The 13,547-nt window shown below is 50.9% G+C and carries 11 protein-coding genes; 5 read left to right on the top strand and 6 right to left on the bottom strand.

Annotation, left to right across the window (positions count from 1 at the left end; all coding sequences use genetic code 11):
• Positions 1–85 precede the first annotated feature (85 nt).
• Positions 86–1,639 carry a 2-isopropylmalate synthase gene (locus F4X88_18495; protein ID MYA58278.1) on the top strand — a complete coding sequence of 518 codons (1,554 nt, stop codon included), beginning with the start codon at positions 86–88 and terminating at the stop codon, positions 1,637–1,639.
• Between the two features lie 133 nt (positions 1,640–1,772).
• Here F4X88_18495 and F4X88_18490 read toward each other — a convergent pair whose 3' ends face one another.
• The 6 genes from F4X88_18490 to F4X88_18465 form a co-directional block, all read right to left on the bottom strand.
• A complete protein-coding gene (locus tag F4X88_18490; protein MYA58277.1) occupies positions 1,773–3,260 on the bottom strand; it encodes a leucyl aminopeptidase in 1,488 nt (495 codons plus the stop codon).
• Positions 3,261–3,575: 315 nt separating this feature from the next.
• Positions 3,576–3,881: a cupin domain-containing protein gene (locus F4X88_18485; protein MYA58276.1), complete on the bottom strand. Its 306-nt coding sequence runs from the start codon at positions 3,879–3,881 to the stop codon at positions 3,576–3,578.
• A complete protein-coding gene (locus F4X88_18480; GenBank protein MYA58275.1) occupies positions 3,878–4,219 on the bottom strand; it encodes an XRE family transcriptional regulator in 342 nt (113 codons plus the stop codon). The genes F4X88_18485 and F4X88_18480 overlap by 4 nt, the downstream gene beginning before the upstream one ends.
• A 129-nt stretch (positions 4,220–4,348) precedes the next feature.
• Positions 4,349–5,941 carry a molybdopterin-dependent oxidoreductase gene (locus F4X88_18475; protein MYA58274.1) on the bottom strand — a complete coding sequence of 531 codons (1,593 nt, stop codon included), beginning with the start codon at positions 5,939–5,941 and terminating at the stop codon, positions 4,349–4,351.
• A 48-nt stretch (positions 5,942–5,989) separates the two neighbouring features.
• Complete coding sequence (locus tag F4X88_18470; GenBank protein MYA58273.1) at positions 5,990–7,075, bottom strand: molybdopterin-dependent oxidoreductase; 1,086 nt, start codon at positions 7,073–7,075, stop codon at positions 5,990–5,992.
• 81 nt (positions 7,076–7,156) lie between these two features.
• Positions 7,157–8,248: a BMP family ABC transporter substrate-binding protein gene (locus F4X88_18465; protein ID MYA58272.1), complete on the bottom strand. Its 1,092-nt coding sequence runs from the start codon at positions 8,246–8,248 to the stop codon at positions 7,157–7,159.
• A gap of 248 nt (positions 8,249–8,496) precedes the next feature.
• On the opposite strand from F4X88_18465, the gene F4X88_18460 reads away from it, so the two are divergent.
• From F4X88_18460 to F4X88_18445, 4 genes are all read left to right on the top strand, one after another.
• Entirely contained in the window at positions 8,497–9,351 is an 855-nt protein-coding gene (locus F4X88_18460; protein ID MYA58271.1) for a hypothetical protein, read from the top strand.
• A gap of 177 nt (positions 9,352–9,528) precedes the next feature.
• Positions 9,529–11,139: an ABC transporter ATP-binding protein gene (locus F4X88_18455; GenBank protein MYA58270.1), complete on the top strand. Its 1,611-nt coding sequence runs from the start codon at positions 9,529–9,531 to the stop codon at positions 11,137–11,139.
• 116 nt (positions 11,140–11,255) lie between these two features.
• Entirely contained in the window at positions 11,256–12,314 is a 1,059-nt protein-coding gene (locus F4X88_18450; protein ID MYA58269.1) for an ABC transporter permease, read from the top strand.
• Positions 12,315–12,449: 135 nt separating this feature from the next.
• Complete coding sequence (locus tag F4X88_18445) at positions 12,450–13,373, top strand: ABC transporter permease (protein ID MYA58268.1); 924 nt, start codon at positions 12,450–12,452, stop codon at positions 13,371–13,373.
• The last annotated feature ends 174 nt before the right edge of the window (positions 13,374–13,547 follow it).

Below are 13,547 nucleotides of genomic sequence, written 5' to 3'. Positions count from 1 at the left end.
CGAGCAAGTTATCGACTGCCGATGGTTTCCGACAACTGACTGCCACCCAAGAAATACAAAATCAAATATTTGGAGGAATAGAGCCTTGGACGATTTTCAAAACAACCCGCAGAAAGTCTATATTTTCGATACAACACTTCGCGATGCTGAACAGACCCCCGGTGCTGCTCTCGGTATTGCGGAAAAACTGGAGATTGCCAAGCACCTCGCCAAATTAAATGTTGATATTATTGAAGCCGGATTCCCGATCTCGTCACCGGGAGATTTCGATGCCGTCGAACGGATAGCTAACGAAGTTGAAGGACCGGAGATCTGTGCCCTCTCTCGTGTTGTGGAGAAGGACATTACTGCCGCATGGCAAGCTATTAAGGACGCTCCACGTGCCCGTATCCACACTTTTGTGGGAACATCACCGATTCACATGGGACGTATCACACGGACGACCCCTGAAGATACACTTCGAATGGCAACCGACGCAGTCGCTTATGCAAAGAGTTTGTGTGAAGGACACCCAGACGCGAATGTTGAATTCTCACCGATGGACGCGGGACGCACGGAATTAGCGTTTCTTTATGAAGTCGTTGAAGCAACCATCGCAGCGGGGGCAACCGTCGTCAATATCCCAGAAACCGTCGGATGGACAGTGCCGACAGAATTCGGGGACTTGATTAAAGGCATCATGGAGAATGTCCCGAATGTTAACGATGCCATTATTAGTGTTCACTGTCATAACGACCTCGGTTTAGCAGTCGCGAACAGTCTCATAGCGGTTGAGCAAGGGGCGCGGCAGGTGGAGTGCACGATCAACGGACTCGGAGAACGTGCTGGTAATACCTCACTGGAAGAGGTTGTCATGGCAATCCGAACCCGACGGGATTACTTCAAAGCGTATTACACAGAGATTAACGCGAAGGAAATCGTCCCGATCAGTCGACGTGTGAGTCGGACGATGGGTATTGCCGTTCAACCCAACAAGGCGATCGTCGGTGCAAACGCATTCGCACACAGTTCGGGTATCCATCAGGACGGTATTATCAAATCGCGCGTGACCTTTGAAATCATTGATCCGAAAGAGATCGGCTGGAAAGAGAGTCAACTAGTTCTCAGCCCGCGTTCCGGACGCAATGCCCTCCGACACCGACTCAACGAGCTCGGCTACGAAGTGGACGCGGATCAGTTGGACCAAGTCTATGAAAGATTCCTGAGGGTCGCTGATAAGAAAAAGGCAGTCCAGGATGCCGACCTTGAGGCGATCATGAGCGATGAGATTCGCTCGATCCCGGCTGTTTTTGAGTTGGATTATATCCAAGTCGTCAGTGGAACGAGAATCTCACCGACAACGACGGTCGGTGTTCGGACGGAAAATGGTGTGGTCGAGAGAGCCTCAACTGGAGATGGACCGGTGGATGCGGCGTTTAAGGCGATTAGCCAAATTGTCGATATTCAACTAAACCTCATCGACTATCAGATCCGTTCCGTAACCGAAGGTGAAGACGCTATCGGTGAAGTTTCGCTAAAGGTACAGGACAACGGAAACATCATCACGGGGCACGGTGCCAGCACGGACATCATTGAGGCGAGCGCGCGGGCTTACATCCACGCTGTTAATAAGTTAATCCAGATCCGTTCCGAAGGATAGTGGATGGTTGTCGGTTGTCAGTACGGAAATCTGCGCAGCAGATTTCCTTTCGGTCGTCGTTTAAAGAGGCGGTTTGGTTCAGTCAAGAATCTCTTTAACTGATAACCGATAACCAATAACCGACAACTATAGACTACCAATCCTCGACCAGTTGCACCAGCAACCGCACGCCGTAGCCGGACGCACCTTCAGGGATATAGGAGGAACCTTTCATCCCCCAAGCAGTGCCAGCGATATCGAGATGAACCCACGGATAGCCTTCCGCGAATTTCTTCAGGAACGCACCGCCCGCAATCGTCCCAGCAGTGCCGTCACCGATATTCTGAACGTCCGCGACCTTGCTTTTAACCCCTTCATCGTAATCGTCCCAGAGCGGTAATTCCCAGACCCGTTCATGTGTCTTCACGGCTGCCGATTTCACTTTCGCCATGAGTTCGGGATCCGTAGTCATCGCGCCTGCCGCGATATGTCCTAAACAGGTAATTACGGCACCCGTGAGCGTGGCTAAGTCAACAACCCCCTTCGGATTATACTGCGTCACCCATCCAAGCGCATCTGCCAACACCAACCGTCCCTCAGCATCAGTGTTGAGGATCTCAATCGTTTTGCCACCGTAAGAAGTAACGACATCACCCGGTTTCACAGCAGTCCCACTCGGCATATTCTCAGTCGCCGCAATCACACCGATGACGCGGACGTTTGGCTTCAGATGACCGATCGCCTGCATTGCCCCGAGCACTGCAGCCGCACCCGACATATCGTGCTTCATCTCGTGCATACCACTTCCACCTTTGAGCGAGATACCCCCCGTGTCGAAAGTAATCCCTTTTCCAGCAAGCACGACAGTGTCTTGACCTTCGCCATCCGGCGTGTATTCCAGAATGATGAATCTCGGTTCTTCTACACTCCCCTGTGCGACAGCGAGGAGCGTCCGGAACCCTTTCTCCTCAAGGGTCGCTTTGTCAAATATTTCGCAATTGAGTCCTGCTGTTTCTGCGACAGTTTGTGCCTTTTCAGCGAGTTGTATCGGTGTGAGATAGTTCGCGGGTTGGTTACTGAGGTCTCGAGCGAGAAGCGTGCCGTTGGCTATCGTTTGTCCGCGCGCCACGGCATCTTCTACGGTTGTTTTAATTTGATCGTTGTCAACTAAAAACGTAATAGATTCAAGTTTCTTTTGTTTATCGTCATCATCGGTGTCCGTTTTGTGTTCGTTGAACTGGTAGAGTGCAAGAAGGCTTGCTTCTGCGGCAGCTTGAATCATTTCAGGCGTCGCTTCGATGGGAATCGGAATTGCGGCGGTCCGCAACCCCTTATCGCGGATCGCTTTCGCGGCAGTTCCTGCTGCCTCACGTACCTTCTCGACAGTAAGATCGTGATATTCACCCAACCCGACCAACAGCACCCGCGGTGCCGTGATAGTGCCGTTTGTATAGAGCCAATTGGTGGTTTTGTGTTTACCTGTGAAATCGCCGAGGTTCATCACTTCACGAATCCGCCCACCGAGTGCCTGTTCTATGTTCTGGAGAGGCGCGCTATAGAAATCTGGGTTTTCCAAGATACCGAGGGCAATGACATCCGTCTGCTCTTGGGCAAACCCACCCGTTTTAACAATAATATTCATATTTTTAATTTTCCTTGCGGATAAGTAACGGTGTCTCAGGTCTGAACAGTTTTCGTGTTCGAGTCGCCTTCCACTACGTTACAGGCTTGGTTTTTGATGATAGGTTTCCGGACATATTCTTATACCATTTCTGATTGAAATTGTAGCATAAACTTCAGTTCGTGCATGCTTGTAGCATAGACTGTTAGTCTGTGCACTCAGGGGCTGCTAATGCAATATAAACTTTTAGAAGTGGTATTATATCAGTTGCGACTTCACCAGAAATCCGCTCGTAATGAAATGGAGAGCGGGGCAGAGAACCATAAATTAAAAGTCTTAATTGCTTCGCATTCCTGTTAGAACAACGAGAGGTTCTCCGCCTGTGACAGTGATTGAATGATAGGTGTTTGCGGGAACATCCATCCTGTCCCCGGGTTCAACGGTTCCCTGTTCATCGGCAACTTTCACATCAGCCGTGCCGGACAACACACAAACGACTTCATCTTGCGTGTGAATATAATCGAGATAGGCACCACCGGGACGGCCTGTCCATTGATAGGCATCAAAGCCTTCAGATGTTAACTGTTGTTTTAAAGCCTCAGCATCCGGGTGCTCTTCTGACCAGCGTGATTTCCAACTCATCTTCCAACTCCAAGTCCGTCTGTTGCATTTTGCATATCGTCGTTCTCTGATAGCTGAACCCGACTTTCCATATAACCTTTTAACCGGTCCCGAAAATCAGCAAGGTGTGCCAAGCTGAAATGATCATCGTCCCCGTTCTTGAGTTTCAAGATGTCTGCCAGGTCAACCGCCAATAGTTTCGCAGCCTTCGCGTGTTTCAACTGAGACTTCTTGAGAAGTGTAAATACTTCAAAAGTTAGCTTCGTCCGAAACGACAAGGCTTCGGCCTCTTCATCAGAAAAACCTATATTCTTAAACACGTTACCGCTGCTTTTCTCAAACTTCACATCATCACACATATGTCCCCTCCATTTGATCGTCTGATCTCTTTGGGAAATCGCCTCAGCCGTTCACGCGAATCCCCAACCCATACAACGTCTTTCATGGCACAAACCGCCCTTAACCGACAACTGATAACTGGCAACCAACTAAAGAGGCTCCAACCGGACAGGGCACACCTTCAATTCAGCGGTGTGCGTAATTGGGTCGTAACCAGAACCCGTCAATAGGTTGACGGGGACATCCGCGAAGCTGAAACTCGCAAAAACTGTGCCGCGCGGAGAACGGTTTGTCGATTTCACTTTGATAGTGATACTTCCACGGGCACTGCTCATTTTACACCATTCCCCGTCTGTGAGGTTCCATTCCTCGATGTCAGTCGGGTTCACCTCCAAGGATTCCTCTGGCAATAGGTAGTCAATTCCCTCGGATCTGCCGGTCTGCGTGCGCGTGTGATAGGATTGCAAGCGTCTCCCTGTTGTGAGCCATACCGGGAAATCATCGCTAATCGTCTCCGCGGGATCTCGGTAGTGCACATTGGAAAAGATACCGCGTCCGTTCACGAACGTTTCTTCGTGTAATCTCGGTGTGCCGGGATGCGCTTTGTGCGGCACGGGCCACTGGTTGTTGAAGGTGTCCGTGGCACCTTTGTCGATACGTTCCCAATCCAATCCCGCATAAATCGGTGAAAGTTCGCAGAGTTCATTGAAAATCGGTTCTGGCGTGTTATAATCGAAGCCCTTAAAGCCGAGACGTTGCGCAATTTGAGATATAATCCACCAATCGGGTTTCGCGTCGCCGGGCGCCGGGACTGCAGCGCGGAGGCGTTGGACGCGACGTTCCGTATTTGTGCAGATTCCGTCCGTTTCCCCCCATGCCGTTGCTGGCAGCACGACATCGGCGAGTTCCGCCGTTTCAGTGAGGAAGATGTCAATGACAACGAGATGCTCCAATGAGCGGAGCGCGTGTTCACAGTGTTCCCGATCGGGATCGGATAGCAACGTATTCTCGCCATCAATCAGCATCGCGTGGATGCTATCGCCACAGAGTTCTAAGGCGGTGACTTTGGTGATACCTTTCTCCAAGTCAACCTCTCTGCCGTATGCCGATTTGAATTTCGCCTGATATTCTGGGTCGGTGACGGCTTGGAAACCGGGGTAGTTGTTTGGCAACGCACCGCTGTCTCCCGCGCCTTGAATGTTATTTTGACCCCGCATCGGGTTGATACCCGTTCCTTCACGCCCGATATTGCCCGTCATCAGAGCGAGATTACAGAGACTTTGCACGTTCTCAACACCACAGATATGCTCCGTAATCCCTAACGTATAGTAGATGGCACCCCTGTTCGCTGTGCCATACCACAGCGCTGCGGTCTCAATATCCTTCGCTGGCACCTCTGTGATCGCTTCCGCCCATTCCGGTGTCCACTGGCTGATATGCTCAAAGAAGTCATCAAACCCTGTGGTTCGGTTTTTGACGAACGTTTCGTCAATTAAGCCTTCACGGGCAATCACGTGCGCCATTCCGAGAAGTAGTGCGGTGTCCGAACCGACACGGAGCGGCAGATAGAGATCCGACATCTCCGCTAACCCGATACGTCTCGGATCCGCGACGATGAGTTTCGCACCGCGGGCGACAGCCTTTTTCAACCCCGTTGCCGCGACGGGATGACACTCCGTCATATTCGTACCGATGCAGAAAATTACATCCGGCTTTTGCATATCAACGAGCGGGTTCGACATCGCCCCACGTCCGATTGTCGCTGCCAGACCGGCAACGGTCGGGGCGTGTCAGGCACGGCTACAGTTGTCGATGTAATTCGTCCCGAACCCAGCACGGATAAACTTCTGCATGAGATACGCAGCTTCACTCGGTGCGCGTCCAGAGGCAATCCCGTAAATGCTATACCTACCGTGTTCAGCGTGGACTTTCCGGTACCCCTCAGCTGCTCTGTCAAGTGCCTCTTCCCATGTGGCTTCGTGGAGTTCTCCATCGTCACCGCGGATGAGTGGGGCTTTCAGTCGATCGGAATGCTGCACAAAGTCGTAAGCGAACTGCCCTTTAACACAGAGCGCACCTTGATTGGCGGGTCCGTCCATTGCCGGATGGATACCGACGATTTTTTCGTTTTTCGTCAGTATATCGACAGAACAGCCGACCCCACAGTAGGGGCAGATTGTGCGTGTTTTCTCAATATCGGGTTCAGTAGACGGGATTTGTAATTCCGACTCCGCATGCCGTAGCGCCTTCTTGTCGCCGAGTGCTCCAGTCGGACAGGTCTGAATACACTGTCCACAGAAAGTGCAAGCAGAATCCTTGAGAGCTCCATCAAATTCAGTCGTAATCTGCGTATGGAAACCGCGATTCATAACGTTGATCGCGTGATCGCCTTCCTGTTCAGCACAAACGCGGACGCACCGATAGCAGGAAATGCAGAGTTCGTAATCCCTGAGAATGAAAGGGTTTTCATCGGTTTTGCTCGTGCCAGATGTCGCTCCTGTTATACGGGTGTCGTTAAGTCCATATCTATCCCGAAGGTCTGTGAGTTCGCCAGACGCATAACCGCGCAGTGGAGACACATCGACTTCGCGATTCTCGCTAATCACCATTTCAAGCAGCGTCTTCCGATACGCCTCTATTGTATCCGTTGCTGTTCGGACGACCATCCCCGGTGTCGCTTCCGTCGTGCAAGATGCCACCGGATTTCGCGCACCTTCTAATTCGACGATACACAGGCGACACCCACCGAAAGGCTCAAGCCTTGGGTCATAGCAGAGCGTTGGAATCTCTGTCTGATAGCGTTGCGCTATTTCAAGGATGGTTTCACCCTCGGAAAAAGCAACTTCAACACCGTCAATTTCCATTGTGTGCGTCATTGCACTAAACCTCCCATCCTTCCCTCTTCCATTCTTCCAGCCAAACTCCTATAAATCCGAGATTCAGGCTGATAAAATAGATTACTCCTCTTCACTGAAATCAATTTGCGGCACCTTCAACTCGCCAGCGAGGATTTTGGCTTTCGCTGCTTCAACCGCTTTTTGCACGTCTTCCGGCACCTTATCCTTCAAGACGGGGTTATAGGTGAGCGTGATCGCCTCGTCCGTGAGCATGTTGAACGTATAGATCTGGGGCTTAAACTCGCCTTCCTTAATGATCTTGGCAATCTGCACAAACGCATTGGGCGTAATCACAGCATTTGCAATGACGACTTCTGGGGAAATATCGCTTTTGTCTCGGTTCGCGCCGAAGGCGTAAACAGTTTTTCCCTGTTTTTGGGCAGCTTCAGCGGCTTCATAAGCACCGAGTCCTGCTGCATCTGCATTCGGAAAAAGGAAGTCAACGCCTTCATTAATTTGGGCAAGTGAGAGTTCCTTCCCTTTGCCGATGTCCTCCCAGTTCCCAACATATACCCGAGATACCTCTGCCTTGGGATTCACACTTTTCGCACCACCTTCAAACGCCATAAACGTGCTATTGACAGATGGGATGTTCTGTCCGCCCATGACACCGAGTTTGTTTGTATTGGTCATCATACCTGCGATCACCCCTAATAGATAAGCTGCCTGTTCAACACGGAAATTGGCAGGTGAGATGTTATCGGTGATTGTGCCACCCGACGAGGTAATGAAAATCGTCTCAGGAAAATCAGGGGCAACCGCTTTTGCGGGATCTTGGAACTCGTATCCGTGTCCGAACACGATGTTGTAACCGTCGAGTGCATACGCGCGGAATTGTTCTTCTTGGTCTGTTGGGGTTCGGGTCTCGGCGTGGCTGATTTCCGCACCGAGCTGTTCTTCAATCGCTTTGAGGCCTTCATACGCTAAAGCGTTCCACCCCGCATCGCTGATTGAACCCGGAAGTAGCATAGCGACTTTAAATTTTTCATGTCCTTTTGCCGCAAGGTTCGGGTTCCCGATCAGCATGAGTCCACTGATGCAAAGGCATAGGTATAATGCCTGGATTGTAATGTTATTTCGTAACTTATAGGATATTTTTATCACGTCAAAATTTCTCCTTACTTCACAGAAATGTTTCATAAAGTATAGCATGTTTAGACGAAAAAAGTAAAGGGGTGTGGAAATATTTTTAACGTGAGTTTGATAAATAACGTGAAAAAAATATTTTGTCAAGCAATGATTGGTCACTGTAGAAGGCTCTCCGATTCCGGTTTTACCCCGCGACTCCTTCCGAAAATTGAAAAATCTACAACAATTCTGTTGACGCGTCTGCACGAATAACGTATACTTTTTAGGAATACGCAACGCGAAACACAACGCGATAATTCTGATGAGGCGATATGAAAAACAATTTTGAAGTCAAGGTAAATGCGAGAACACATTTAGTCGTCCAAAGCGAGACAGGTCGCTGTTTGGGGGGTGTCGGTGCGAATTTTTATCGTCCGTTCGTCTTCCCGTTCTATACGCCAGCGGGACATACCGTTGTTCAGGAATTCGCCTTCGACCATCCGTTCCACAACGGAATTTTCGTCGGGCAGGGACCCGTGCAGGTCGGCGACAGAGAGGCGGGTTTCTGGGCATCACCGCCGCGCCGCTCCTTTACAGATAAAGTCTTTGAGAAATTGGGACGGATGGATACACAGAAAGCAATTGACATCACACCCCATACCGATGGCGTGCAGTTCGTTCAAAATGTTATCTGGCGAGATGAGAACGAAGAACCGATGATTGACGAAATCCGCACTGTCAATCTTTTCACCCTTGAGGATGCTACCGTCTGCGATATGACGAGCGAAAAAATAGCGGCTTACGGTGCTGTGACATACCCGCAGACGAAGTTCGGAAGCATCGGTATCCGTGTTGAACCGAGACTCCTGCCTGTTATGGGCGGCATTGTGCTGGGTGACAACAGACGCAAAGGGGGTGTCGAGGTCGTTCACGAAGGCGACTCCGACTTTGTTGCCTATCAGAACGTATTGGCAGGACATGGAGCGTTTGGGGTCTTTATGAGCATCCTTAATGAAGATGTTCGGGGTCCATGGTTCATTCGGGATTACGGGATGGCACTCTATAACCCGACGTGGACGGGTGCCGTATCAACACCAGCGGGTGAGCGCTGGAAAGTCGCACTTCGGGTTATCGCTTACGATGGAGAATTAACACCGGCAAGAGCAGAGGAGTGGGTGTCTTCATGAATAGAAACTGTCAGCGGTTAGTCTTTTTTTACGATGGATTCGAAGTTGCTGCCAATATTCCAATTGTTAAGAAGCCTTTCATCGTTCAGAGACAGTTAAACTTAACCGAAAACCATCGTGAAATGAAATTAGGTTTCCTTAAATGGCATAATTTGTCTTTGCTTTACATTTGGAACGATGACCAGATTAAATAATTTAAAAAGCATACTTGAACTTCGGAACGTTACGAAAACCTTCGGCGATCTCGTCGCGGTTGACACTGTAGATTTTGAACTCCAAGCCGGTGAAATCCACGCGATTCTGGGAGAGAATGGCGCAGGGAAGTCCACACTGATGAATCTCATTTATGGGCTTTACCAACCGTCTTCGGGACGCATCTACGTTACCGATCGCGAAAACTGGAGGCACCGGTTTCGGGCAAAGTCTCCACGGGATGCGATTGCGAACGGTATCGGCATGGTGCATCAGCACTTTATGCTGATTGAGAACCTGACGGTCGCTGAGAATATCGCTTTGGCTCTTGGACAATTACGTTCCAATCGTGCAGGAGGCGCGTCAGTAGACAACAATTACAAGGAATGGTTTCGGAAATTTCGCTTTAAGAAAGAGGACGCTATTCGTATTACTGAAGAACTCTCGGAGCGGTTCGGTCTCACCGTGGATCCAACCGCACTGGTCGGGACACTCTCAGTCGGCTTAAAACAGCGAGTTGAAATCCTCAAGGCACTCGCCGTTGATGCCCGGATCCTGATACTCGATGAACCCACCGCGGTTCTGAGCCCACAGGAGGTAGAAGGTTTCTTCACAATTCTGCGCAAACTCCAAGCCGATAGTCGCGCGATTATCTTCATCAGCCACAAAATGAAAGAGGTCTTGAGCATCAGCGATCGAATTACCGTCTTAAGACGTGGCAAGAAAGTTTACCTCGGTCCAACGGGAGAACTGACGGCTCGTGAGTTGGCGCGGGAGATGATCGGAGAAGACCTCACTGACGTTGAACGCTCGGTTTCCAGTCCGCATCTCGAAAGCGATTCCCCAGAGCGTGTGCTGCAGCTTTCAAACTTGACGGTGCTCGGCAATCGTGATGAGGTTGCGGTATCGGATGTCTCAATGACGACACATCGCGGTGAAATTGTGGGTATCGCAGGCGTAGATGGCAATGGGCAGCGTGAACTCGCCGAGGCGATCATGGGCTTACGCCCCAGTACCGCTGGGACAATAGGTATTTTGGGTGCCACTCCGAAAGGGATCAAGGCAGTGCGACAGCGCGGGGTCGGCTATATCCCTGAAGATAGACAGACAACAGGTGTTATTGCCGCGTTTTCAGTTACGGAAAACCTCTTATTGAACGTGACCCACCTGCAAAACATAGCGCAGTGGAATATCCTCAACCAGAAGCGGAAGCAGGAGACAGCAGACCAACTCATCGCGGATTACGACATCCGTCCACCCATTGCCGATACACCCGCTTCTTCACTCTCCGGCGGCAATCAACAGAAGCTCGTCCTCGCCCGAGAAATCTCGCTGCACCCCGATCTCCTTATTGCTGTGAATCCGACACGCGGTTTAGATGTCAACGCCGCTCGCTATGTCCATGAGAATTTGTTGGCACAACGCGACGCAAAAAAATCTATCCTGTTAATTTCAACAGAGTTAGATGAGGTTTTATTGTTGAGTGATCGACTCTATGTCATGTCGAGAGGCAAACTGATCGAAGCAACAGCGCAACGCAACGACATCGAGGCACTCGGATTGTTAATGACTGGAGAAACCCACACGGAGAAATAACGGAGCATACAGAGCAGAGAGACTCTTGAGAATCAAATAGATCCTTAGTCGCGTGGGAATTTACCCAAAACCATTGTGGAGTCGTAGGGGCTGGGTTTCCCAGCCCGTATAGAACAATGTCCAGATTTAATACCTTAAAAATTCAATGGATCGCAACGCCCGTTTTGATTCTCGTAAGCGCGTTTGTCGTAAACGCCATCATCATGGTGCTCTGTCACTATAACCCATTAGAGGCTTACCAAGCCGCGGTGAGTGGCGCGTTCGGGACAGGGAGGAAGTTCGGAGAGACGCTCGTGAAAAGCACGCCGTTTCTGATGGCAGGGCTTTCCGTTGCTATGGCGTTTCGGTGCGGGATTTGGAACATCGGTGCTGAAGGGCAATTTCTAATAGGCGCGCTAACGGCGACATGGTTTGGTACGAAACTCGCTCCAATTTTTCCGCAAACCCCGTGGATTGCAGTGCCGTTGTGCCTCGGACTCGCCACAGCCGCGGGTGGCGTCTGGGGACTCATCCCTGCGATCCTCAAAGTGGCGCGCGGGGTCAACGAAGTTATCAGCACGATTATGTTGAACTACGTCGCGCTCCATCTGGTGAGTATGATGATAGATGGGGGACCACTGCAGGAGGCAGCGCAACGCGGTCCGCAGAGCGATCGGATCGTCCAATGGGTATTTCTGCCTCGACTTTTCCCACCGCATCGGGTCCACCTCGGCATTGTTATCGCCGTTGTATTAGCGATTGTTCTTACATTTGTTCTCTTCCGAACGGCGTTCGGGTTTCAACTCCGCGCCGTGGGAGAAGGGGCGGCTGCTGCAGAAGCCGCGGGGATCTCGATTGTGCAGAATACGCTCCGCGTCTTTTTCATCAGTGGGGCCCTCGCGGGACTCGGCGGGGCACTCGAACTCACAGCACTGACGCGTCGACTGTTCCTCAACTTCTCGCCGGGATACGGCTATACTGCGATTGCTGTCGCTTTATTAGCAAAATTGAATCCATTGGTGACGGTTGCTGCTGCATTGTTGTTTGGCGCGCTGACGACGGGTTCGTATAGCATGCAGCGAGAGGTCGGTATCTCCGATAAGGTGACGCTGGTCATGCAAGCGACGATCCTATTGTTCGTCATCGGCTATAGTTCTGTTCAACTTTTCCGTAGACGCGTATCCTCACAGGAATAGTCATCAGCAGTCAGGAATAGTGTTTACTTAATTCGCTCACCTCAATTTATAGGCTGAGTAAAAAAGACGAGGCATAAGTGACAGAAAACCTGCAAGGACAACGGACGCAGCAGCCCAGGAGCAATAAATTAAAATATGTTTGAAGAGATTCTTTCAGCGACGATACGCGGGGCAACCCCGCTCCTATTTGCCGCATTAGGCGAGGTCATCTCTCAGCGTGCGGGTGTGCTTAACATTGGTATCGAGGGTATGATGCTCATCGGTGCGTTTTTCGGGATGGTCGGCTCCTTCTATACCGCGGAATTCGCGGTGATCGCGCCGTGGTTCGGACTGTTAATGGCGGGTCTCAGTGGCCTGATCGCCGCCGCGCTGTTCGCGCTCTGTGCGATAAGACTCCGGGGTGACCAAGTTATCATCGGCACGGCGATGACCCTCTTGGCGTTAGGTTTGACAGAAGTCGTCTATCAACGGCTTTTCGGCGTAACGGGAATCGCCCAGGGAGTGCCAGCGTTTCAGCAGATTGACATTCCACTGCTCTCCGAAATCCCTTTCTTGGGACGCGCCCTGTTTTCGCACAACATCCTCGTCTTCATCACGTTTCTGCTGGTGCCGTGCGTCTATTTTTTCCTCTATCATACACAACAGGGACTGAGGGTCCGTGCGTGTGGCGAGCATCCGAGAGCGATTGCTGCTGCCGGCGCGAACGTTCTCCGTTTGCGAACGATCTGTCTACTCTTCGCTGGCGCGATGGCAGGAATGGCGGGCGGTTATCTCTCCCTCGCTGACGTGCCCTATTTTACACCCGGTATGACGGTCGGACGCGGGTTCATTGCTTTAGCAATCGTTATCTTCGGGAAATGGCATCCTGTGAAGGCGTGTGGGGCTGCCTTGCTTTTTGGACTCGGTTCAGCACTCGATGCGCGATTCCAAGCGTTGGGGTGGGAAGTGCCGTATCAGGTATTTTTAATGTTGCCCTATGTGCTCTGTTTGGCAGTCTTAGCAGGCTTTGTCGGGCGCGCCGAAGCCCCTCTTGCCTTAGGAAAACCCTACGCGGAATAGTCGTCAGTTATCGGTTATCAGTTTTTTTCAGTTAAGAGGGTCCCTTCACACAAGACACCTTTTGGTAGAGCATCAAACCCCGTAGCCTGCAACAATACGCAGAAATACCCAAGCAAAAACACGCAGGCGGATATACGGAAATGAACGCCATAGATACAAACGACCTGTTCGAAC

This window comes from Candidatus Poribacteria bacterium (genome assembly GCA_009839745.1).
In the GTDB taxonomy this organism is placed as follows: domain Bacteria; phylum Poribacteria; class WGA-4E; order WGA-4E; family WGA-3G; genus WGA-3G.
The sequence above is the reverse complement of the archived record's forward strand: the minus strand, read 5'-3'. Positions and strand labels throughout refer to the sequence as shown.